Below are 20,750 nucleotides of genomic sequence, written 5' to 3'. Positions count from 1 at the left end.
TGTGCTCCTGAGGGCGCGGTGATGGAACTGGATGAGTGGGGGTCAGGCCGCCATGGATGCGAGCGCTGACAAGGGCGCGGGCCGCGACACCGGTCCGGCAGGCGGTTCGCGCTCAGGGCGGACGGCCCCGGGGCCCAGAGGCCGCGCATCGGACGGCGACCACCCGAGGCCCACATGGTCGCCGACCGCATACGGATGCGTGGCGAAAACCTTCTCCGGCAGCAGCACCGAGACGCCGCTGCGTGCCGGCGCGGCGCCTTCGAGCTGAAGGCCGATCAGCACATAGGTGCCCTGGTATTCGACATCGGTGACACGGGCGGCGAGCCCGGAGTCGGCGGTGGCGGCCGGCGCGATCTGCATGTGGTCGGTGCGCACCGCGATCAGCCCTCCCGGGGTCTCGAGCACGTTGTGCCCGCCCATGAAGCGGGCGACGAACTCGCTGGCCGGATGGTTGTAGACCTGGTGCGGCGTGCCCACCTGTTCGATCAGCCCGTGGTTCATCACCACCATGGTGTCGGCCAGCGCCATCGCCTCCTCCTGCGAGTGCGTGACGTGGATGAAGGTCAGGCCCAGCTCCTTCTGCCAGCGCCGCAGCTCGGCCCGCATCTGGATGCGCAGGAAGGGATCGAGCGCCGACAGGGGCTCGTCGAGCAGCAGCACGCGCGGCTCGGTGATCAGGGCGCGCGCCAGCGCCACGCGCTGCTGCTGCCCGCCCGAGAGCTCGCCCGGCTTGCGCTGCGCGAGGTGCCCCATCGCGACGCGCTCGAGCAGCTGTCCCGCGCGCCGGTGGCGCTCGAGCCTGGAGACGCCCTTCATCTTGAGGCTGAAGGCCACGTTGTCGAGCGCCGTGAGGTGCGGGAACAGCGCGAAGCTCTGGAACATCATGGCCGTGCCTCGGGCAGCGGCCGGCAGGTTCGTGATATTGCGGTTGTCCAGCAGGATGTCGCCGCCCGACACCGATTCATGCCCCGCCACCATGCGCAGCGTGGTGCTCTTGCCGCAGCCCGAGGGGCCGAGCAGGCAGCAGTAGCTGCCGCTGGCGATGCGCAGGTCGATCTGGTCGACGGCGGGCGGCGCGCCGGCGGCGTAGCGCTTGCTGAGCGCGACGATTTCGACCGCCGCGGGCGGAAGGGGGGTGACGGCATCCATCGATGCCGGCTTCGCAAGATGGATGCCAGCGGCTGCGTAGCCGGGGCTGGTCCGCGACGCGTCGACTTGGTGCGGGCGCTGCCCGTGTCAGTGCGGCGGTGCGAAGCGCGCCGCGGCGAGGTTCCTGAGCAGCGACTCGCGCTGGCCACGGGTCAGGCCACGCAGGCCCTCGGCCACCCACTTGGCGCGTTCCAAGTCGATGTGCCCGTCTCGCTGCCATTTCTCGAGCGCCGCGCCCGGGTTGTTCAGCATCGAGGCCAGCCATACCGCCTGGGCCGGCTCCAGGTTGCGGGCACTGCGCTTGAAGTAGCGGCGCGCCGCGGCCTCGGCGCCGCACAGGCCTTCGCCCCAAGGTGCGTTATCGAGGTAAAGCTGCAGGATGCGGGGCTTGCCCAGGGTGTCTTCCATCTCCACCGCGTAGAGAAGTTCGCGCAGCTTGCGCTCGGCGCTGCGCTCGCTGCCGGTGAGGATCAGCCGGGCCAGCTGCTGGCTGAGGGTGCTGCCGCCGCGCTCGACCTGGCCGGCCTTCTGGTTGGCATCGAGCGCGGCCGTGAGCTCGGCCAGGTCATAGCCGGGGTGGCTGAAGAAGCGCTGGTCCTCGGCCGCGATCACCGCGCGCGCCAGCCAGCTGTCGGCGGTCAGCCGGCTCGGCGGGCCGCAGCTGGTGCGGGCGTTGAGCAAGGCTTCGGTGCCCAGCCCTTCGACACTGAACTGCTCGATGCGCGGATGCAGCGCGAGATGGTTTGCCGGCAGGTCGAGCTGGGCGCGCAGCGCCAGCGTGCCGCTGATCCGAGCCCGCTGCAGCTCGGGCAGCTCGGGCGCCAGCACGCTGTACCAGCGGGCGATCGGCGCGTCGGGCGCATCGATGTGGATCTGCAGGGCCTTCTGCGTGAGCCGGCCGTCCCAGCGGGCGCGCAGCACGTTGTCGCCCGCCACGCTGGAGACGGTGGTCGCGCCCGGCGTGGCCTCGATGACGCCGTTGAGCGAGCCGGCGTCGCGGCGCGCGGTGAAGCGCAGCTTGTCGAGGCGGATCGGTGCGTTGCCCAGCGCCGGCACGGAAGCGCTGCAGGGGGCGCATTCCAGTTCGAGGGTGGTGCCGGCTTCGTTCCAGCCGACCTGTACCGGGCCGTGCTCGGTCTCGAAGCTGCGGCCGGCCAGCCAGGGCGCGAACCAGGAGGAGGTGGCGAGCCGGATCGCGGTGGGGACGCCCACCTCGAGCGAGAAAGGCCCCGCCTCGACGCGCGTCGGCCACTCGCCCGGACTGGGCGCCAGCGCCAGCTTCACGACCAGGTAGATGGCGACCGCGGCGGTCAGGACCAGGGCCAGCAGGCCGAAAAGCAGGAAGAGCAGCGCTTTCTTCAAAAAAATCTCTCAGTCACTCGAACGCGATCGGCCTTGCCAGGGTGACGGCCTGCCAGGGCCCCTTGGACCGGCCACCGGCCGCCGCCCAATACCAGGCTGAAGTGTCGGTGAAAGCCGTGCCCCCGGCATCGACGATGCGCTCGCAGACCCGCAACTTCTGCCCGCCGGGGCCGTCGGTGACGAAACAACGCCACAGTCGGCCCTGCGCATCCCGCTCCAGGCCGGCCTGGCCGATGCGAAAGCCCAGCGCCCGGTAGCAGTCCGCGGCCGGATGCAGCAGGCGCGTGGGCGCGTTCACCTGGCGCAGCACCAGGGTCTGCCGGCCGTCGGTCAGGCGGGCGATGGCGCCGGGGAAGCGCTCGGCAAACCGCTGCTCGACGGCGCCCAGGGCCATCGGCCGCAGGGCGGCGCCGTCCCAGTGGCTGGGCCATTCGTGGAAGTTGGCGACCGGGGCCGGCGGCGGCGACGGAAGCAGGGCCGAGGCGCCCGACCACAACAGGCACAGCGCGATCACCCCGGCGAAGGCGGCTTTGTGCGCGATGCGGTTGAGGAAGCGGTTGCCGAAGCAGCGTTCAAGAAAGAGCGGTATCGACACGGCGGGCTCCGGGGGTGGTGATCAGGCCGGGAACGGCGTTGGAGATGAAAGGCGCCCGGCGTGCCGGCGCCATCCGCTGCGCGATGGCCCCGCACACCAGCGCCAGCACGGCCAGGCCGACCGCCTCGTGCAGCCAGGGCGCGAGCGCGTGGCCGGCGCCCTCGAAGCCCACCAGCACGCTGTTGCGCAGGATGTTGCCGGCCAGCACCAGCAGGCCCACGACCGGCAGCCGGGCCAGGAAGCGCCGGTCCCCGTGCCGGGCCCAGAGCGCCACCGCGCAGGCCGTGAAATAGCCGAACCAGGCCATCTGCACGCCCGAGCAGGGGGCATCGACGATCACCAACCGGCCATCGACCAGCAGGCTGCTGCCCTCGCGCAGCACCGAGAAGCCCGGCGCCAGCAGCCAGCGGCTGGCCTCGGCGGTGATCACGCGCAGCGGATAGCCGGCATAGAACTGCAGCGAGGACAGCAGCGGCAGGGCCAGCACCGCCAGGCCCAGCACCGGCAACCTGGCCGTTGGGCGCGGCAGGAAGGCCAGCAGGCCGGCGGCAAACGCGAGCACGGCGACGAGGCCGGCCGCAAGCGGCGGCAGCGCCGGCACGGGGCCGATGCCGGTGCGCAGCAAGGTGGCCGCCAGCGTGCCGGTGGCGGCGAGGGCGAGCCAGCCAAGGCGCGGTGCCGCGCGCAGTGCGTGACGCTTCGACGCCGCGAAGAAGGCCAGGGCGCCAAGCGCCAGCGGGCCCAGCGGATCGTCGGCGCCATCCTGCAGCCGGCGCGCCATCCAGAGCCAGGTCGGCGCCAGCGCAGCGGCCTGCAACGCCAGCCAGGCGCCGGCGGGCGCGCGGTCGAGCCGGATGCCCCAGTCGAACACGCGGGGATGCGCGCGGGCGAGTTGATCGAGGGTCATGCCTGCATCCTCCTCATGCGGTGTAGCGGCGCGCATCGTGGCGGCGCGCGCGGCGGCGAAGCATGGCCAGCATCGACAGCAGCACCGCGATGGCGCCCCAGGTCTCGGGTTCGGGCGTGGTCGGCACTTCGGCGCCCAGCGTCGGGCCCTGGCCCAGCGCCTGCTCGCTCACGCCCTTGGGCAGCGGCAGCGGCTGGTCCACCGAGGTGCTGGCTTGCGGTGCAGGGTTGCGCACCACCTTGTCGACCGCGATGAAGCTGGTGTACTGCGTGAGCAGGCCATAGCGCAGGCCCAGTTCGGTGATGCGCTGCTTGAAGGCATCGCCGCCCTCCAGCGCCTCCTGATCGCTCAGGCTGGCGATGCGGTGCCGCGCCCACAGGCTGCGCAACGCGGCGGCGTCCTGGCGCGTCTTCGGGTCGACCACCAGTTCCTGGCGGTAAGGGCCTTCCGCGCCCCGGCCCTCGATCACGACGCGGCCCTTGGGCTCGCCGCGCCACTTGCCGAACACGATCACCGGGCGCTCGCCCAGCACGTCGGGCAGCGCCTGCGGCTCCACGTCGTAGACGTCGAGGCCGACGAAGGTGGCTTTCACGTGGGTGAGCACCGGCGACTCCACCATGCGCCTGAAGCGCGCCGCCTGTTCGGGCGCCTGGAGCGGGTCGGTGATGATGAAGGGCTCGCCCATGCCGGCGCGTGCCAGGCCTTCCATCAGGTGCCTGTTGACCGAGCTGCCGATGCCGAAGGCGAAGACATTGGCCTTCGACAGGTTCCGGCGCACCAGCTCGAAGGCTTCGCGCTCCACGGTCACGTAGCCGTCGGTCACCACCACCACGGTGCGCGACACCTCCTCGGCCTTCGGCTCTGCGTAGACGCGCTTGAGCGCCGGGATGAGCTCGGTGCTGCCGCCGCCGCCGTAGTTCTGGATGGTGGCGAGCGCCTGCTCGATGTTGGCGCGGGTCGCAGGCACCGACTGCGGTGACAGCATCTTGCTGCTGCCCGAGAACAGCAGCACGTTGAAGGTGTCGCTGGGCCGCAGGCCTCCGATCAGCCGCTCCAGCAGCACCTTGGCCGTGTCCAGCGGGAAGCCGTGCATGGAGCCCGAGATGTCGACCACGAAGATGTAGTCACGCGGGGAGATGGCATTGGCGGCCACCGACTTGGGCGGCTCGACCATGGCAAGGAAGAAGTTCTCGGGATTCTCCCCCCGGCCCTTGTAGAGCATCAGGCCCGACTCGATCTTCTCGCCGGCCAGGCGCCAGTCGAGCACGAAGTCGCGGTTGTCGGCGGGCTCGCCCGTGCGCGCCAGCGTGATCTCGGCATGCTGGTCGTTGTCGCGTTTGCCGACCTCGATGGTGTGGGTGGCGGAGCGCACTTCCTTGATGCCCAGCGGCGCGTCGAGCGCGACCTTCATCCTGAAGCTCGTGTTCGGCGCCACTCCGGCGCGCAGGGTGGGCTGCGCCACCCATTTCGCAGGGGCCTGCGCGGACTGCGGACTGTTGTAGCGCGGCCCTACCACGGTGGGGAACACGAACTGGTAGTTGCCGCCCTGCGGCAGCAGCAGCTCGGTATAGCGCAGTTCCACCTTGACCTCGTCGCCCGGCAGGATGTTGGCGACGTTCATCTGGAACACGTTGGGCAGGTGCTGCTCCAGCAGCGCGGCCGTCTTGCCTTCCTTCTTCGCGGCGTCGTAGTCGATGCGCGCCTGCTGCTTCTCGCGGATCTGCGCGGTGATCAGGCGCTCGGCCAGGCGCACGTGGAGGCCGCCGACGGCCGCGCGTGTCGAGCCGGGGAACACGTACTTCGCCTCGATCGCGCGCGTGCCCTCGTTGCGGTAGGTCTGGGTGACGGTGACGTCCGCGATCACGCCCGAGACCTGGACGTCCACCTCGGTGGCCTTGAGCGGCAGCGCGTCGATGCTCGGGTCGTCGCTGTTGACGAAGAAGTACGGGCTCTCGGTCTTCAGGCGCGGGCCGGGCGCTTCCTGCGCATGCAGGGGCCGCGCGACGAGCAGCGCGAAGCCGGCGCTCGCGACGCCGATGGTCGCGAGCCAGAGCCAGCGGCCGGAACGGGTGGTGATGGCTTCCATGGCGATGGTCCTTTTCCCTCGATGGATTCGTGCAACGGTGCACGGGAGCCAATGTCGAGAGCGCAGGCGAAGGGAGTGGGAAGCCTTCTTGAAGCAAGCGGCGCCCTGTGAAGCCCGTGTGAAGTCCGGCACCCGGCGCACTTCACATGCGCTTCGGGCGGCGCGGCCAGCATCGACCCATCGTCATCGATGAGGAGAACTTCCATGCTCGCGCGGCTTCGACATTCCGTGCTCATCAAGGTGCTGGGCTTCCTGGTCCTGGCCGCGTTTGCACTGGCCTGCATCGCGGGAATCGCGTTCGCGGTGCTCTCACCTCAGTTGCCGGATGTCTCGGCGCTCTCCGACTACCGGCCCAAGCTGCCGCTGCGCGTCTACACCTCCGACGGCGTGCTGATCGGCGAGTTCGGCGAGGAGCGGCGCGAGCTGGTGCCCATCGCCGAAATGCCGAAGGCGCTGAAGGACGCGGTGGTGGCGGTGGAAGACGCACGCTTCTACCAGCATCCGGGCATCGATCCCAAGGGCCTGCTGCGCGCCGTGCTGGCCAACCTGCGGCATGGCATGCACCAGGGCGCTTCCACCATCACGCAGCAGGTGGCGCGCAACGTCTATCTGAGCGCCGAGCGGACGCTGTCGCGCAAGTTGCTGGAGGCGCTGCTCGCGTTCCGGCTCGAGCAGCACCTGAGCAAGGACCAGATCCTCGAGATCTACCTGAACCAGATCTTCCTCGGCCATCGCGCGTACGGCTTCGCGGCGGCGTCGGAGCGCTACTTCGGCAAGCCCTTGAAGGACATCACGCTGGCCGAGGCCGCGATGCTGGCGGGGCTGCCCAAGGCGCCGGGCACCAACGACCCGGTGAGCAATCCGCGCCGCGCGCGCGCCCGCCAGCTCTACGTGCTGGACCGCATGGTGGAGACGGGCGCCATCAGCGCAGACCAGGCGACTCGAGCGAAGCAGGAGCCGCTGCGGCTGCGCGACCCTTCCGAGCCGAAGCACCTGCACGCCGAGCACGCCGCCGAGGCCGTGCGCCAGCTGATGGTCGCGCAGTACGGCGCGAGCACCTATACGCGCGGCTTCAAGGTCAGCACCTCGCTGGTGGCGACGGAGCAGGCGGCGGCCTGGCAGGCCCTGCGCAAGGGCATCCTGGACTACGAGCGGCGGCAGCCCTGGCGCGGACCCGAGGCCTTCGTCGACCTGCCTTCCGATGCAGCCGACCTGGACGATGCGGTCGACGAGGCGCTGGCCGAGCATCCCGACAGCGACGACGTGCTGGCCGCCGTGGTGCTGCAGGCCGACGCGAAAGAGGTGGTGGCCGTGCGTGCCAATGGCGACAGTCTGCGGATCTCCGGCGATGGCTTGCGCCTGGCCCAGGCCGGGCTCGCGCCGCGGGCCGCGCCGAACCTGCGCGTGCGGCGCGGCTCGGTGATCCGCGTGGCGAAGACGCCCAAGGGATCGTGGGAGATCGCGCAGCTGCCGGAGGTGGAGGGCGCCTTCGTGTCGCTCGACCCGCGCGATGGCGCGATCCGCGCGCTGGTGGGCGGCTTCGACTTCGGCCGGAACAAGTTCAACCACGTGACGCAGGCCTGGCGCCAGCCGGGCTCGAGTTTCAAGCCCTTCATCTATTCGGCGGCGCTCGAGAAGGGCTTCACGCCGGCCACCCTGGTCGACGACGCGCCGCTCTTCTTCGATGCCGCCGCCACGGGCGGCGCGGCTTGGGAGCCGAAGAACTACGACGGGCGCTTCGAAGGCCCGATGACGTTGCGCCGCGCGCTGGAACAGTCGAAGAACATGGTCACGGTCCGCGTGCTGCAGTCGATCGGACCGCGCTATGCGCAGGACTGGATCGGCCGCTTCGGCTTCGAGCGTGCGAAGCACCCGGCCTACCTGCCGATGGCCCTGGGTGCCGGCTCGGTCACGCCGATGCAGATGGCGGCGGCCTATGCCGTCTTCGCCAACGGCGGCTATCGCGTGAGCCCCGCGCTGGTGACTCGCATCACCGACCGCAAGGGCCAGGTGCTGGTCGAGGTGCCGCCACCGCTGCGCGACGAAACGACACGCGCCATTCCGGAGCGCAACGCCTTCATCGTCAGTTCGCTCTTGCAAAGCGTGGTGCGCAACGGCACCGGCGCCAAGGCCTGGCAGGCGCTGAAGCGGGAGGACCTGCACGGCAAGACCGGGACCACCAACGACTCGATCGACACCTGGTTCGCCGGCTTTGTCTCGACGCGCGTGGGCGTGGCCTGGATCGGCTACGACACACCGCGCCAGCTCGGCGTGCGCGGCGAGACCGGCGGCAGCCTGAGCCTGCCGATCTGGACCGGCTACATGCAGGCGGCGTTGCAGGGCGTCCCCGTCGCGCCGGTGCCGGTGCCGGCGGGGGTGGTGCAGGTGGAGGGCGAGTGGTACTACGACGACTATGCGCCCGGCCGCGGCATCGCGAGCCTGGGCACGGAGGCAGGGGCTGTGCCGCCAGCCGAAGCGTTGGCGGGGCTGCCCCTCAGCGACGCGCCGACGCCGGAAGAGCGCAGCAGCATCCTCGACCTGTTCCGCTGAAGTTCGGACTCATCGCTGGCTTCTTCAGCCGTGCGAGGCCAGCGGCAACGTGAGCGTGGCCAAGGCGCCGCCACGCGGCGCATTGGCGAGCTCGATGCGCCCGCGGTGCAGGCCGGCGATCTCCTTGACGAAGGCGAGGCCGAGGCCGGTGCTCTTCTTCTGGTTATGAGGGCGCGCGAGCGAGTAGAACTTCTCGAAGACCTTGTCCTTGGCGTAGTCGGGAATGCCGCGGCCATGGTCACGCACCGTGATGCGCGCTTCGCGCGCGCCGGCGTGCAGGGCCAGCGCGACCTCGGCGCCGGCGGGCGAGAAGTCGATGGCGTTGTCGAGGAGGTTGCTGAGTGCGCGCCGCAGCAAGAAGGGGTCGCCCTCGACGCGGGCATCGCCGTCGATCGCCACGTGCAAGCGGATTTCGCGCACCGCCGCCGCGCCTTGCGCACTGGCCGCCACCTCCTGCAGCAACGGCGCGAGGGCGACGAACTCGCTGCGCTCCAGCGCGCGCTGGGTTTCCAGCGCGGTGAGCTCCATCATGCGGTCGACGATCTCCTGGATGCGCTGGGTCTCGTGCGTGATGTTGGCCAGGAAACGCTCGCGTTCGGCTTGCGGCATCGAGGGTTCCTGCACCAGCTCGGCGGCGCCGCGGATGGCCGACAGCGGGCTCTTGATCTCGTGCGTGAAGGTCTGGACGTAGTCGGCCACGTAGCTGCGGCCGGTGAGCGCATCGCGCATCTCGCCGAAGCCGCTGCGCAGGGTGTCGACGGCGCGGCGCAGCATGCGCGCGAGGCTCCAGCTGCGCTGGCTGCGCAGCCAGCGCCAATAGTCCGAGATCAGGCCGAAGGGCCGCACCAGCCAGACCGAGACGATCAGTGCGCCCACCAGCAGCGCGAAGGCGGAGCCGACGCCGACCCACAGGGTGCGGGCGCGGGCATCCTCGATGAACTGGCCGAAGCTCTGCACAGGCTTGCCCACGCTGACCACGCCGACGATCTCGTTGTTCCAGCGCACGGGGGCGGCGGCGTACATCACCGAGGTCAGCGGATCGCCCTCGATGTCGCGCGAGGTGCGCGCGCCGTACATGCCGGCCAGGGTGCGGCTGACATCGCTCCATCGGGAATAGTCCGCGCCCTTGTTTCGGCCCAGAGAGTCGAAGAGCACGCGGCCGCTGCGGTCGGTGACGTAGACGCGCAGCTCGACGCGGCTCTTGTGCAGGTTGTAGATCTGGGCGGAGAACTGGCGCGCGTACACCGAGCGGAAGAGCGGCTCCAACCGCGCGGTGTTGATGGCGCCGGCGATCACGTCCTGCTCGACCAGGCTCGCCATGAACTGCGAGGCTTCGACCAGCGATTCCTCGGCCGACTCGCGGTAGCGCGGGTCGATGTCGGCGACCACGCGGTAGAGCAGGAGGGCGATGCCTGCCGTGTAGATCAGCAGGATGCCGATGAAGATGCGGGTTCTTCGGCTCACAGGCTCGATGGCAGCGCTTCGTTGAGCGCGTAGCCCGTGCCGCGCAGCGTGCGGATCGCCTCGACCTCGGGCGCGACGGCGCGCAGCTTGGCGCGCAGGGTCTTGATGTGGGCGTCGACCGTGCGGTCGAAGCTCTCGCTGGCGTCGTCCCATACGAGCTGGAGCAGCTCGTCGCGCGTGAACACGCGGCCGGGGCGCTGCACCAGCAGCTTCAGCAGCCCGTACTCGTAGCGCGAAAGCTCGAGCAGGCGACCGTAGTAGCGCAGCTGCATGCGCTCAGCATCGAGCGCGAAGGGCGAGGCGGAAGGGGCGGCCGCGGGCGCGGTCCCCGCCGGCGCCTGGCCGTTGCCGCGTTCGCTGCGCCGCAGGATGGTGCGCACGCGCGCCACCAGTTCGCGCGGCGAGAAGGGCTTGGCGACGTAGTCGTCGGCACCCAGCTCGAGGCCCACCACGCGATCGATCTCGTCGCTGCGCGCCGTGAGGAAGAGCATCGGGACCTCGGCGCCGCCTTGCGCGCGATTGAGCGCCTGGAGGCGCTTGAAGAGCTCGAAGCCGTTCATGTCGGGCAGGCCCACGTCGAGGATGGCCAGCGCCGGCGGCTCGGCCGCGAACTCGGCGATGGCCTCCTCGGCCGTGGCGCACCACACGGGCAGGAAGCCGTCGGTCTTGAGCACGTATTGGAGGGTGTCGGCGATGCCGGATTCGTCTTCGGCGATCAGGATCCGCGGGTGGGAGGGCATGGGGCGGATGGTAGCGGCCCGGAACCTTTGCGCCCATCGGCGAACGAACAGGGCTTTGCACTTTCCGGAGACCCCATCGTGACCCCAACCGAAACCCGGGCCATCGTGAGCCTCAGCCTCCTGGCAGCTTTCGTCGACGGCGACAAGCACGAGCGCGAGCGTGCGGAGATCAAGCGCATCGCCGAGGGCCTGTCGCAGGCCGACGGCGTGCAGCTGCCGATGCTCTATCAGGACGTGCTCATGAAGCGCGTGTCGCTGGCTTCGGTGGCCGGCGAGCTGACGAGCCCCGATGCCCGGCAGCTGGCCTACGAGATGGCCGTCTGCGTCTGCGATGCCGACGGCGCGCAGTCGGAAGCCGAGCGCCTGTTCCTCGCCGACGCCCGCGCGGCGCTGGGGCTGGAGACGCCGGAGGCGACGCAGTTCGCGCAGCATGCCGAGGACATGGCCGCCGTGCCGCTGGCGCCGGCCGCCGCTGCTGCGGCAACGTCCACCGTCGACGGCGCTGCGCTGGACCAGGCGATCCTCAACGCCGCAGTCCTCAACGGTGCGCTGGAGCTGTTGCCCGAGACGCTCTCGACGATGGCGATCATCCCGCTGCAGATGAAGCTGGTTTATCGCATCGGCAAGGCCCATGGCTACGAGCTCGACAGCGGCCATGTGAAGGACTTTCTCGCGACCGTCGGCGTCGGCCTGACCTCGCAGTACCTCGAGCAGGCCGGCCGCAAGCTCCTGGGCGGGCTGCTCGGCAAGATGGGCGGTGGTCTGCTCGGCGGACTGGGCAAGCAGGCCGTGAGCTCGGGCATGAGCTTCGCGAGCACGTACGCGCTGGGCCACGTGGCGAAGCGCTACTACGCGGGCGGCCGCACGCTGTCGACGCAGATGCTGAAGGACGCTTTCGCCAGCGTGACCCAGGAGGCCCACGGCCTGCAGACGCGCTACCTGCCGCAAATTCAGGAGAAGGCCCGCACGCTCGACGCGGGCAAGGTGATGGCGATGGTGCGCGGCGCCTGAGGCGGGCGCGGCGCAACCGGCGTTGCCTTCAGCCCTGGTGCAGGTCGAAGCAGCAGCCCGCGTAGTAGGGCTTGTCGCCGCCATCGACGAAGGGCACCTCGATCGGCTTACCCTCGTTGCGCCAGGCATCGCGGCGCTTGTAGCCGGACTCGGCCAGTTCGGCGAGCAGCTGGTCGTGGTGCTGGATGCGGTAGGGACAGACGGCGAAGCCGATGCTGTTGAGCGTGTAGAGCGTGCGCTCCGGGTGCACGGCCGTGGTGTTGAGCACGATACGCCGCGGCTTCACCGGCAGCGCCGCGATGATCTCGGAGATCCGCAGCGGCAGGTATTGCAGGCTGCCGGAGGCGTAGAGCACGTCATAGCCGCTCGCGTCCCGAAAGTCGGTGCTGAAGCTCAGCTGCGCGGTGCTCTCGCGCTGCACGGCGAGTTCGCGGCCCATCTTGACCACGGTCGGCACGTCGCAGACCGTCCAGCGCAGGTCGGCCGGGTAGTCGAGCATGCGGCGAAAGGCGTAGTACTTGATGCCGACATGGCCGCCGAGGTCGAAGATGCTGCGCATGCCGTCGTCGAGCGCGCGGCCGAGCCAGAACAGGCCGGGGTAATCGTAGAAGGCCACCTGGTGGCTGTAGAAGGCATCGGCGGGGGCGTTGTCGTAGCCGACGGCCTTCGAGGGCGGCGCGCCGGCCTCCGCGGCGGCGAAGCTCTCGAAGGAGCCCATGAAGAGGTTCTCCTCACGGTTCTCCAGGAACTTGCGCCGGTAGGCGGCTTCGCGCACCGACGGGGGAAGAAGACTCGACAGCATGAGCGCCTTTTGCCTTTTGGTTGAGTGCAGTTGCAGCGCGCATTTTGCACTTTGAAACAAAGGTATTCAACTTTTTCGAAATGTCGGCGAAGGCCGCCGACGGGGCCGGGGCGTTACTCGACCCGATAGCCCGCGTTCTCGATGGCCAGCACGATGTCCTGGCGCGGCTGTGTGCTCATCACGTCGACATGGCCGGTCTCGAGGTCGACCGTGACCTGTGCCTTGGGATCGATCGCCTGCACCGCGTTCTGGACTGCGCTGACGCAGTGGCTGCAGCTCATGCCCGACACCTGGAATTTCTGGCTCATCGTTGCTCCTTCAGGGATTTGAAGCGAGAGTGTCGACTCTGCCACGGTGTCAATGTCAAGGTCGACGGCATCGCACACTTGCTGAAGGGTGATGCCGGGCTCGCGCGGGTCGAGTCGGTGCCCGGGTATGCGCAGCCGGAAGGCGTCCTCCACGGCAAACATCAATTCGAGACGCTCGCGACGGTCCAGCCCGAGATGGTCCAGCACGTCGTCGGCACGCAGCTGCGCCGGCGGCACATGGAAGTCCTGGGCGAGGATGGCAGCGATGGTGTTGAAAGTGGGCGTGGCCATGGGGCGAGTTCCTGGGCGGCACGAGGAACGCAACGCGCGCCGCGCTGTCGTATCCTCGTTCCCGTTTGTCGCGTCGACGGGCTGACCGCCTGCTGACCGGCGGCGTGCCCCCGGACCCGGTCTCCGGGCCCTTTCTTTTGTTTCTCATCCACCCCATGCGAATCCTCCTGGTCGAAGACGATGCCGTGCTGCGCGGCGTGGTCCTGCGCAGCCTCGGCGATGCCGGTCACCGCGTCGACGTCGCGGCCAATGTCGAGGACGCGGACCACCTGTGGCGGGTGCAGCTTTTCGACGCAGTGCTGCTCGACCTGAGCCTGCCGGCCACTGCCAGCCCGACCAGCGGCCTCGCGAGCGGCTTGACCGTGCTGCGCCATGCCCGCGCCCGCGGCGATCGCACGCCGGTGCTGGTGCTGACGGCGCGCGACCGGACCGAGGAGCGCATCGCGGGCCTGGATGCCGGCGCTGACGACTACCTCGGCAAGCCCTTCGACCTCGCCGAAGTCGAGGCCCGCCTGCGCGCACTGGTGCGACGCGCGCAGGGCACCGAAGACATCGCGACACTGGGCCAGCTGAAGCTCGACCGCAAGGCGCGCCGCTTCATGGTGGCCGGCGCGCCGCTGGACCTGCCGGCGCGCGAGTTCGAGGTGCTGTGGGAGCTGATGAGCCCGCCGGGCCGCACCGTGAGCAAGCGCGCGCTGTCCGACAAGCTTTCGACCTTCGACGAGGCGCTGGGCGACAACGCGCTGGAAGCCTTCATCTCGCGGCTGCGCAAGAAGCTGACCGGCAGCGGCGCCGCCATCCGCACGCTCCGCGGCATCGGCTACCTGCTGGAAGCGACGGCTTGAGGGCAGGGGTCGTCCGATGAACGCGCCGGCCCGCCTTGCAGCGGCGGGCGCACCCTCGCTCACCGCACGCGTGCTGCGGCGGGTGCTGCTGCCGCTGGCGCTGACCTGGCTCGCGGGCACGGCGGTTGCCGTCGCGGTGGCCAGTCATTTCACCGAACAGGCCTTCGATCGCTCTTTGCTCGACGACGCCTACGCGGTCTTCGCCAACGTCGAATCGGGCGAGCGCGACATTCAGCTGCGGCTCACGCCGCGCGAGGTCACGAGCGTGCTCTTCGACCAGACCGAGACCATGTACTTCGCGGTGCTGCGGCAGGACGGCTCGCTGCTGGCGGGCAATCCGGGCCTGGAGGCGCCGCTGCCCGAGGAGGGAGCGCGCTACCGCTTTTCCAACATCCGCCACCATGGCCAGCCGCTGCGCGCGGTGGTGCTGAATCACGAGCCGCCCAATGCGTTCCGGGTGGTGATCGCGCAGACCACGCGGGCCCGCAGCGCGCTGGTCGAGCGGCTGCTGGCCTACGCATTGGCGCCGCAGCTGGTGCTGCTGGCGCTGCTCGCGGTCTGGCTGTGGCGCGGCATCGAGTCCGAGCTGAGGCCGCTGGGCGAGCTGCGCCTGACGCTGGACCGGCGCGATGCGCGCGACCTGGCGCCGGTGCCGGTGGCACGCAGCTCGCGCGAGCTGGAGCGCCTGGGCGAGACGCTCAATGCCCTGTTCGAGCGCCTCGGGCACAGCGTGCGCGCGCAGCGCGAGTTCGCGGGCAATGTGGCGCACGAGTTGCGCACGCCACTGGCGGGCATCCGCGCACTGGCGGACTACGGGCTCGCGCAGCAGGCCCCCGGCGTGTGGCGCGAGCAGCTGCAGCAGATCGCCGCCAGCCAGGCGCGCGCCAGCCGCCTGGTCGACCAGCTGCTCGGCCTGGCGCTGGCCGACGAAGGGCATACCGCCTTGCAACGCGAGCCGCTGCGGCTCGACGTGCTGGTGGAACAGGCGGTGCTGCGCCATCTGGCGCGCGCCGATGCGAAGGGCGTGGACCTGGGCGCACTGGGCCTGGAGGTGCCGGTGACGGTGCTGGCCAATGCCGCGCTGGTCGAGGGCATTCTCGACAACCTGATCGACAACGCCTTGCGCTACGGCGGCCGCACCATCACCATCGCGCTGGCCGGGCGCACGCTGGCCGTGATCGACGACGGCCCGGGCATCGCGCCCGAGCTGGAGCGCGCGCTGGTGCAGCGCTGGTCGCAGGGGCCCGAGGGCATGAAGCTGGGGCAGGGCGCCGGCCTTGGGCTGGCGATCGTGGCACGCTATGCCGCGCTGCTGGATGCGGAGCTGCGCTTCGAGCAGGCGGGCGAGGCGGGCGGGCTGCGGGTCAGCGTGGCTTTCGGCGCCGCGCCTGCGGGCTAGGCGTCAAGACTCCCAGGATCAGGCCAGCGCCGGATAGTCGATGTAGCCCTTCTCGTCGCCGCCGTAGAAGGTGCTCTTGTCCCAAGGGTTGAGCGGAGCGCCTTCGCGCAAGCGGCGCACGAGGTCGGGGTTCGAGATGAAGGGCTTTCCGAAGGCCACGAGGTCGTCGCCTTCCTTCAGGGCAGCTTCCGCCAGCGGCTTGTCGTAGCCGTTGTTCACCATCCAGGCGGCTCGGCCGCCGGCCTTGCGGTAGGCGGCCTTCAGCGCTTCGTAGTCGAACGGCCGGTCTTCCAGCTCGCGCGGCCCGCCGGTGGCGCCTTCGATGACGTGGATGTAGGCCAGGCCCAGCGGCGCGAGCTGTTTCACGACGTACTCGAAGAGCGGCTGCGGATCGTCATCGTGCACGTCGTTGGCTGGCGTGACCGGCGACAGCCGGATGCCGGTCACGCCGCCGCCGACGGCGTCGACCACGGCGCGCGTGACCTCGAGCAGAAGGCGGGCTCGGTTCTCGATGCTGCCGCCGTAGTCGTCGCTGCGGTGATTGCTGCCGGTCTTGAGGAATTGGTCGAGCAGGTAGCCGTTGGCCGCATGGATCTCGACGCCGTCGAAGCCGGCGGTCTCCACCGCATTGCGCGCGGCCGCCGCATAGGCGTGGACGATGCCGGGCAGCTCGCCCGCGTCGAGGGCGCGCGGCTCGGACGTTTCGGCGAAGGTGGGCACGCCGTCGCGGATCAGCACGGTCTTGGTCTTGGCCGCGATGGCCGAAGGGGCGACCGGCTTGCCGCCGCCGGGTTGCAGTTCGTTGTGCGAGACGCGGCCCACGTGCCAGAGCTGCACGACGATCTTGCCGCCCTCGGCATGGACGGCTTCCGTGACGCGCTTCCAGCCCTGGAGCTGCTCACTGGAATAAAGCCCCGGCACGTCGGCGTAGCCCTGGGCCTGGTGGCTGATGGCCGTGGCTTCGGTGATCAGCAGGCCGGCGCCGGCGCGCTGCGCGTAGTAGGTGGAGGCGATGGGAGGCGGCACCGCGTTGGGCGAGCGGTTGCGCGTGAGCGGCGCCATGACGACGCGGTTGGCAAGCTTCAGATCGCCGGCCTGGATCGGATCGAAGAGGGAGGACATCCATTTTTCCTTTTGTTGTGAGGGGGATGCGCTCGACGGTAATGCGATGCGCACGGGCGTGCTGCCGTGGGGTTGTCGCATCTCTGCTGGGGATGCAGCAGAATGGCCGTCCCCAAAAACGGCGACCTGCAGCGTTCTCCAGGCCTGCCCGAGCCCTGCGGGTAGGCGGCGGGCCGCCCTGGCGCCACGGCAGCGGCCGCCAGGCAGGTCCGCTGAGCCCGCGCCGCGCCTTTACTTGCCCGGGCTTTCTGCCTTGAGCGCTTCCTGGACCTTCGGCCGAGCGCCGACGCGCGCATGCCAGGCTTGCACGTTCGGGTAGGGCGACAGGTCGAGGCCGACGGGCTTGGCCCAGTTGGTGACGGTGAAGAGATAGCCGTCGGCCACGGTGAAGTGCTCGCCCATTACGTATGCCTTGCCTTCAAGCTCGCGGTTGAGCCACTCGTAACGCGACTGCAGCTTGCTCTTGAAGATGGCCTTCGCCTCGTCGGGCATGGCGGGGCTGAACAAGGGGGAGTAAGTCTTGTGGATCTCGGTGCCGATGAAGGTGAGCCACTCCTGCAGACGATAGCGCGACAGCGTGCCGGGGGCCGGTGCCAGGTTCTTGGTGGGGGCGAGATCGGCGATGTACTGCACGATGGCCGGGCCTTCCCGCAGGCGCGTACCGTCGTCGAGCTCGAGCATCGGCACATAGCCGAGCGGGTTGATGCCGTAGTAGTCGGTGCCGTCCTGCAGCTTGTGGCTCTTGGTGCTGGCGAGCACGGGCTCGAAGGCAATGCCGGCTTCGCGCAGCGCAATGTGCGGCGACAGCGAACAAGCGCCAGGCGAGTAGTACAGCTTCATGCGAAAGACTCCAGGGGATGTTGAGGACGATGCGGAAGGGCGATGCTAGCGGTTTCGACCGCGCTGCGTTTTTGTCCTACGGTGCCTCGGGCGAGCTGACTATCAGTGGCGGAGGAAGGGCTTCCTATGCTCCCTTGCGCTGCGGCGGGGGCCGCAATCGAAGGAGTCCCGTCATGTTGAAGTACGCCATCATCTTCGCGATCATCTCGCTGATCGCGGCTGCGCTCGGCTTCGGCGGCATCGCTGCGGGCGCCGCCGGCATTGCCAAGCTGCTGTTCGGCCTGTTCCTGATTCTCGCCGTGCTCTTCCTGGTACTGGCCGCCCTGGGGGTCGGCGCTGCGAAGAAAGCCCTGGACTGACGGTGTCGGGGCGGCGCCCTTCCGATGTCGTATTGCGCACGGCAGCTCTTTGGCGATCTGCTGCTGCGCACGTGCCCGGCGTGCCGCTGGGGGCAGCGGGAAACCGGTGAGCGGGGCTGCAGTCGAATGCTATGAAAACAATAGCACTGGGGCAAGATGACAAGCGACTTTGAGGGAGGTTGGGCGAGGTGGCGACTTGCCCCTGCGCGCCTGCAGGTGTCATCTGCGCGATAAAATCGACGCCCGTTTCCGCAAGCGCACGCGCAGGTGCGCCCCGCCCATGCTTTATCCCGAAGAATTCGATGTGATCGTCGTTGGCGGCGGTCATGCCGGCACCGAGGCCGCGCTGGCCTCCGCCCGGATGGGTGTCCGCACGCTGCTGCTCACCCACAATATCGAGACGCTGGGGCAGATGAGCTGCAACCCGTCGATCGGCGGTATCGGCAAAGGGCATCTGGTGAAGGAGGTCGATGCACTCGGCGGCGCGATGGCGATCGCAACCGATGAAGCCGGGATTCAGTTCCGCATCCTCAATTCGAGCAAGGGGCCGGCGGTAAGGGCGACGCGCGCGCAGGCCGATCGGGTGCTCTACAAGGCGGCGATCCGGCGCCGGCTGGAGAACCAGCCGAATCTTTCGCTGTTCCAGCAGGCGGTCGATGACCTGATGGTCGAGGGCGACAGGGTGGTGGGCGCGGTGACACAGGTCGGGATCGCTTTCCGGGCTCGCGCCGTGGTGCTGACTGCCGGGACCTTTCTCGACGGCCGGATCCATGTCGGCTTGGACAACTACCAGGCAGGCCGTGCAGGCGATCCGCCGGCGGTCAGCCTGTCGGCGCGGCTCAAGGAACTGAAGCTGCCGCAAGGCCGCCTCAAGACCGGTACGCCGCCGCGGCTGGATGGACGCAGCATCGATTTCTCCCAGTGCGTCGAGCAGCCGGGAGACGGCATGCCCGGCGGGGCTGGGCCGATGCCGGTCTTCAGCTTCATGGGCCGCACCGAGATGCATCCGCGTCAGATGCCATGCTGGATCACCAATACCAATGCGCGCACCCACGAGATCATCCGCTCCGGCTTCGACCGCAGCCCGATGTTCACGGGGAAGATCGACGGAGTGGGGCCGCGCTACTGCCCGAGCGTGGAAGACAAGATCAACCGCTTCGCCGACAGGGAGAGCCACCAGATCTTCCTGGAGCCCGAGGGGCTGACGACCAACGAGTACTACCCCAATGGGATCTCGACCAGCCTGCCCTTCGACATTCAGTACCAGTTGGTCCGCTCGATGGCGGGCTTGCAGAACGCTCACATCCTGCGCCCAGGATACGCCATCGAGTACGACTACTTCGATCCGCGCGAGCTCAGGAGCAGCTTCGAGACGCGCGCCATCCAGGGGCTGTTCTTCGCCGGGCAGATCAATGGCACGACAGGCTACGAGGAAGCCGCCGCTCAAGGCCTGTTTGCCGGCATCAACGCGGCGCTGCTGTGCCGCGGCGAGGACGCGTGGCTGCCGCGCCGCGATGAGGCTTACCTGGGTGTGCTCGTGGATGACCTGATCACCAAGGGTGTGACAGAGCCCTACCGCATGTTCACGAGCCGCGCCGAGTTCCGGCTTCAGTTGCGCGAAGACAACGCCGACATGCGTCTGACTGAAGCTGGCCGCAAGCTGGGGCTGGTGGACGACGCACGCTGGGATGCCTTCTCGCGCAAGCGAGACCTTGTTTCACGTGAAACAGAGCGCTTGCGGTCGATCTGGGTGAACCCGCGGAACCTGCCCGGGAGTGAATCAGAGCGCGTGCTCGGCAAGGCGATCGAGCGGGAGTACAACCTGGGCGACCTTCTGCGTCGGCCGAATGTGGACTACGCCTCCCTGATGTCACTGGATGGCGGCAAGTACGCTGCGGACGAGCCGCTGGGCGAACGGGAGATCGAGCAGATCGAAATCGCCGCTAAGTACGCCGGCTACATCGACCGCCAGCATGACGAGGTGGAGCGCGCTGCGCACTTCGAGAATCTCAGGCTGCCGGGCGATCTGGACTACAGCCAGGTCAAGGCCCTGAGCTTTGAGGTTCGGCAGAAGCTGGCCAAGCATCGGCCCGAAACCCTGGGCCTGGCGTCGCGCATTTCTGGTGTGACTCCGGCGGCCATCTCGCTTCTGATGATTCATCTGCGCAAGGGCGGGCACCGCGCCTTTGCCCAAGACGCGGTGGCCGAATCGCGGCAAATCAGCGAATGAGTTCCGAAAGGGAGTTGCACGCGGGTGCAGCTGCGCTTGGCGTCAACCTGGACGATCGGCAGTGCGAACGGCTCCTCGCCTACGGCGAGCTGATCCTGAAGTGGAACAAGGTCTACAACCTCACGGCATTGCGTGATCCGGCGAGTGTGTTGACGCACCACCTGCTCGACAGTCTCTCCATCATTGCGCCGTTGGCGCGCGAGTGGCCGGGGAGGGCGGCGCTGCTCGATGTTGGGGCGGGGGCTGGATTGCCGGGGGTGGTCATCGCTATCATGCGCGACGACATCGCGGTCACGTGCCTGGATGCGGTGGCCAAGAAAGCCGCTTTTGTCCAGCAGGTGTCCGCAGAGCTCGGCTTGCCGAACTTGCGGGGCGTACATTCAAGGGTGGAATCGCTGGCCGGGACTTTTGACCTGATCAGTTCACGCGCCTTCGCCTCATTGCCCGATTTCTTCGCGGGATCAAAGCACCTGCTGGCGCCGAGCGGCCGTTGGCTGGCCATGAAAGGCAAAGTGCCCAGCGGAGAACTGGCGCTGGTGTCGCATGAAATCCAGGTGTTTCACGTGGAACAACTGCGCGTTCCCGGGTTGGAAGCCGATCGATGCATTGTCTGGGCCCGAAAACAGGCGGACTGACAAGCCTTCATCGCATTGACCTCGCTTAGACTCGAAGCCTCTCCCATCCGAGGCA

18 protein-coding genes are annotated in these 20,750 nt (G+C 69.0%); 7 read left to right on the top strand and 11 right to left on the bottom strand.

Features of this window, described 5'->3' with window-relative positions:
- Nucleotides 1-42: 42 nt before the first annotated feature.
- The 5 genes from J2739_RS01470 to J2739_RS01450 all read right to left on the bottom strand — a co-directional run bounded on the left by J2739_RS01470 (nucleotide 43) and on the right by J2739_RS01450 (nucleotide 6,099).
- Nucleotides 43-1,149, bottom strand: a complete 1,107-nt coding sequence (locus J2739_RS01470; RefSeq protein ID WP_309897928.1) for an ABC transporter ATP-binding protein — start codon at nucleotides 1,147-1,149, stop codon at nucleotides 43-45.
- Between the two features lie 87 nt (nucleotides 1,150-1,236).
- Nucleotides 1,237-2,511, bottom strand: coding sequence for a biosynthetic peptidoglycan transglycosylase (locus tag J2739_RS01465; protein ID WP_309897927.1), 1,275 nt, complete (start codon nucleotides 2,509-2,511; stop codon nucleotides 1,237-1,239).
- Nucleotides 2,512-2,524: 13 nt separating this feature from the next.
- Nucleotides 2,525-3,106: a hypothetical protein gene (locus J2739_RS01460; RefSeq protein WP_309897926.1), complete on the bottom strand. Its 582-nt coding sequence runs from the start codon at nucleotides 3,104-3,106 to the stop codon at nucleotides 2,525-2,527.
- Complete coding sequence (gene xrtQ / locus J2739_RS01455; protein ID WP_309897925.1) at nucleotides 3,084-4,013, bottom strand: exosortase Q; 930 nt, start codon at nucleotides 4,011-4,013, stop codon at nucleotides 3,084-3,086. The genes J2739_RS01460 and xrtQ overlap by 23 nt, the downstream gene beginning before the upstream one ends.
- 13 nt (nucleotides 4,014-4,026) lie before the next feature.
- Entirely contained in the window at nucleotides 4,027-6,099 is a 2,073-nt protein-coding gene (locus tag J2739_RS01450; RefSeq protein ID WP_309897924.1) for a VIT and vWA domain-containing protein, read from the bottom strand.
- 204 nt (nucleotides 6,100-6,303) lie between these two features.
- Between J2739_RS01450 and J2739_RS01445 the strand changes: the two genes are divergently transcribed.
- Nucleotides 6,304-8,649, top strand: coding sequence for a penicillin-binding protein 1A (locus tag J2739_RS01445; RefSeq protein ID WP_309897923.1), 2,346 nt, complete (start codon nucleotides 6,304-6,306; stop codon nucleotides 8,647-8,649).
- A 24-nt stretch (nucleotides 8,650-8,673) separates the two neighbouring features.
- Here J2739_RS01445 and creC read toward each other — a convergent pair whose 3' ends face one another.
- Together creC and creB are read right to left on the bottom strand one after the other, a co-directional pair.
- On the bottom strand, nucleotides 8,674-10,113 hold the full coding sequence (gene creC, locus J2739_RS01440) for a two-component system sensor histidine kinase CreC (RefSeq protein ID WP_309897922.1): 1,440 nt from the start codon (nucleotides 10,111-10,113) through the stop codon (nucleotides 8,674-8,676).
- A complete protein-coding gene (creB, locus tag J2739_RS01435) occupies nucleotides 10,110-10,853 on the bottom strand; it encodes a two-component system response regulator CreB (protein ID WP_309897921.1) in 744 nt (247 codons plus the stop codon). Before creB ends, creC begins: the two co-directional genes overlap by 4 nt.
- 78 nt (nucleotides 10,854-10,931) lie before the next feature.
- Here creB and J2739_RS01430 point away from each other — a divergent pair, with 78 nt between their 5' ends.
- Complete coding sequence (locus J2739_RS01430) at nucleotides 10,932-11,864, top strand: YcjF family protein (protein ID WP_309897920.1); 933 nt, start codon at nucleotides 10,932-10,934, stop codon at nucleotides 11,862-11,864.
- 28 nt (nucleotides 11,865-11,892) lie between these two features.
- Here J2739_RS01430 and J2739_RS01425 read toward each other — a convergent pair whose 3' ends face one another.
- Nucleotides 11,893-12,666 (bottom strand): TIGR04325 family methyltransferase, encoded by a 774-nt coding sequence (locus J2739_RS01425; protein ID WP_309897919.1) that lies wholly within the window; start codon nucleotides 12,664-12,666, stop codon nucleotides 11,893-11,895.
- A 113-nt stretch (nucleotides 12,667-12,779) separates the two neighbouring features.
- The gene (locus J2739_RS27860; protein ID WP_405053802.1) at nucleotides 12,780-13,265 is read right to left on the bottom strand and encodes a cation transporter; all 486 of its coding nucleotides are present in this window, start codon (nucleotides 13,263-13,265) and stop codon (nucleotides 12,780-12,782) included.
- A 155-nt stretch (nucleotides 13,266-13,420) separates the two neighbouring features.
- Here J2739_RS27860 and J2739_RS01415 point away from each other — a divergent pair, with 155 nt between their 5' ends.
- Nucleotides 13,421-14,110, top strand: a complete 690-nt coding sequence (locus tag J2739_RS01415; RefSeq protein WP_309897918.1) for a response regulator transcription factor — start codon at nucleotides 13,421-13,423, stop codon at nucleotides 14,108-14,110.
- A 16-nt stretch (nucleotides 14,111-14,126) separates the two neighbouring features.
- Entirely contained in the window at nucleotides 14,127-15,509 is a 1,383-nt protein-coding gene (locus J2739_RS01410; RefSeq protein WP_309897917.1) for a sensor histidine kinase, read from the top strand.
- A gap of 18 nt (nucleotides 15,510-15,527) precedes the next feature.
- Here J2739_RS01410 and J2739_RS01405 read toward each other — a convergent pair whose 3' ends face one another.
- Both J2739_RS01405 and gstA read right to left on the bottom strand, forming a co-directional pair.
- Nucleotides 15,528-16,631 (bottom strand): alkene reductase, encoded by a 1,104-nt coding sequence (locus J2739_RS01405; protein ID WP_309897916.1) that lies wholly within the window; start codon nucleotides 16,629-16,631, stop codon nucleotides 15,528-15,530.
- A 231-nt stretch (nucleotides 16,632-16,862) separates the two neighbouring features.
- Nucleotides 16,863-17,471 (bottom strand): glutathione transferase GstA, encoded by a 609-nt coding sequence (gene gstA / locus J2739_RS01400; protein ID WP_309897915.1) that lies wholly within the window; start codon nucleotides 17,469-17,471, stop codon nucleotides 16,863-16,865.
- Between the two features lie 173 nt (nucleotides 17,472-17,644).
- Between gstA and J2739_RS01395 the strand changes: the two genes are divergently transcribed.
- The 3 genes from J2739_RS01395 (at nucleotide 17,645) to rsmG (ending at nucleotide 20,695) form a co-directional block, all read left to right on the top strand.
- Entirely contained in the window at nucleotides 17,645-17,830 is a 186-nt protein-coding gene (locus J2739_RS01395) for a DUF1328 family protein (protein ID WP_309897914.1), read from the top strand.
- 280 nt (nucleotides 17,831-18,110) lie between these two features.
- The gene (gene mnmG / locus J2739_RS01390; RefSeq protein WP_309897913.1) at nucleotides 18,111-20,060 is read left to right on the top strand and encodes a tRNA uridine-5-carboxymethylaminomethyl(34) synthesis enzyme MnmG; all 1,950 of its coding nucleotides are present in this window, start codon (nucleotides 18,111-18,113) and stop codon (nucleotides 20,058-20,060) included.
- Nucleotides 20,057-20,695, top strand: coding sequence for a 16S rRNA (guanine(527)-N(7))-methyltransferase RsmG (rsmG, locus tag J2739_RS01385; protein ID WP_309897912.1), 639 nt, complete (start codon nucleotides 20,057-20,059; stop codon nucleotides 20,693-20,695). The genes mnmG and rsmG overlap by 4 nt, the downstream gene beginning before the upstream one ends.
- Nucleotides 20,696-20,750: the final 55 nt, after the last annotated feature.

The organism is Variovorax soli (assembly GCF_031454625.1).
Lineage (GTDB): Bacteria > Pseudomonadota > Gammaproteobacteria > Burkholderiales > Burkholderiaceae_C > Variovorax > Variovorax soli_A.
The sequence above is the reverse complement of the archived record's forward strand: the minus strand, read 5'-3'. Positions and strand labels throughout refer to the sequence as shown.

Excerpts from the sequence above, each read along its gene's own strand:
- rsmG (WP_309897912.1), top strand. The coding sequence starts at position 20,057 with ATGAGTTCCGAAAGGGAGTTGCACGCGGGTGCAGCTGCGCTTGGCGTC.
- J2739_RS01410 (WP_309897917.1), top strand. The coding sequence starts at position 14,127 with ATGAACGCGCCGGCCCGCCTTGCAGCGGCGGGCGCACCCTCGCTCACC.
- creB (WP_309897921.1), bottom strand. The coding sequence starts at position 10,853 with ATGCCCTCCCACCCGCGGATCCTGATCGCCGAAGACGAATCCGGCATC.
- J2739_RS27860 (WP_405053802.1), bottom strand. The coding sequence starts at position 13,265 with ATGGCCACGCCCACTTTCAACACCATCGCTGCCATCCTCGCCCAGGAC.
- J2739_RS01395 (WP_309897914.1), top strand. The coding sequence starts at position 17,645 with ATGTTGAAGTACGCCATCATCTTCGCGATCATCTCGCTGATCGCGGCT.
- J2739_RS01450 (WP_309897924.1), bottom strand. The coding sequence starts at position 6,099 with ATGGAAGCCATCACCACCCGTTCCGGCCGCTGGCTCTGGCTCGCGACC.
- J2739_RS01425 (WP_309897919.1), bottom strand. The coding sequence starts at position 12,666 with ATGCTGTCGAGTCTTCTTCCCCCGTCGGTGCGCGAAGCCGCCTACCGG.
- J2739_RS01445 (WP_309897923.1), top strand. The coding sequence starts at position 6,304 with ATGCTCGCGCGGCTTCGACATTCCGTGCTCATCAAGGTGCTGGGCTTC.
- J2739_RS01415 (WP_309897918.1), top strand. The coding sequence starts at position 13,421 with ATGCGAATCCTCCTGGTCGAAGACGATGCCGTGCTGCGCGGCGTGGTC.
- gstA (WP_309897915.1), bottom strand. The coding sequence starts at position 17,471 with ATGAAGCTGTACTACTCGCCTGGCGCTTGTTCGCTGTCGCCGCACATT.
- J2739_RS01405 (WP_309897916.1), bottom strand. The coding sequence starts at position 16,631 with ATGTCCTCCCTCTTCGATCCGATCCAGGCCGGCGATCTGAAGCTTGCC.
- xrtQ (WP_309897925.1), bottom strand. The coding sequence starts at position 4,013 with ATGACCCTCGATCAACTCGCCCGCGCGCATCCCCGCGTGTTCGACTGG.
- mnmG (WP_309897913.1), top strand. The coding sequence starts at position 18,111 with ATGCTTTATCCCGAAGAATTCGATGTGATCGTCGTTGGCGGCGGTCAT.
- J2739_RS01470 (WP_309897928.1), bottom strand. The coding sequence starts at position 1,149 with ATGGATGCCGTCACCCCCCTTCCGCCCGCGGCGGTCGAAATCGTCGCG.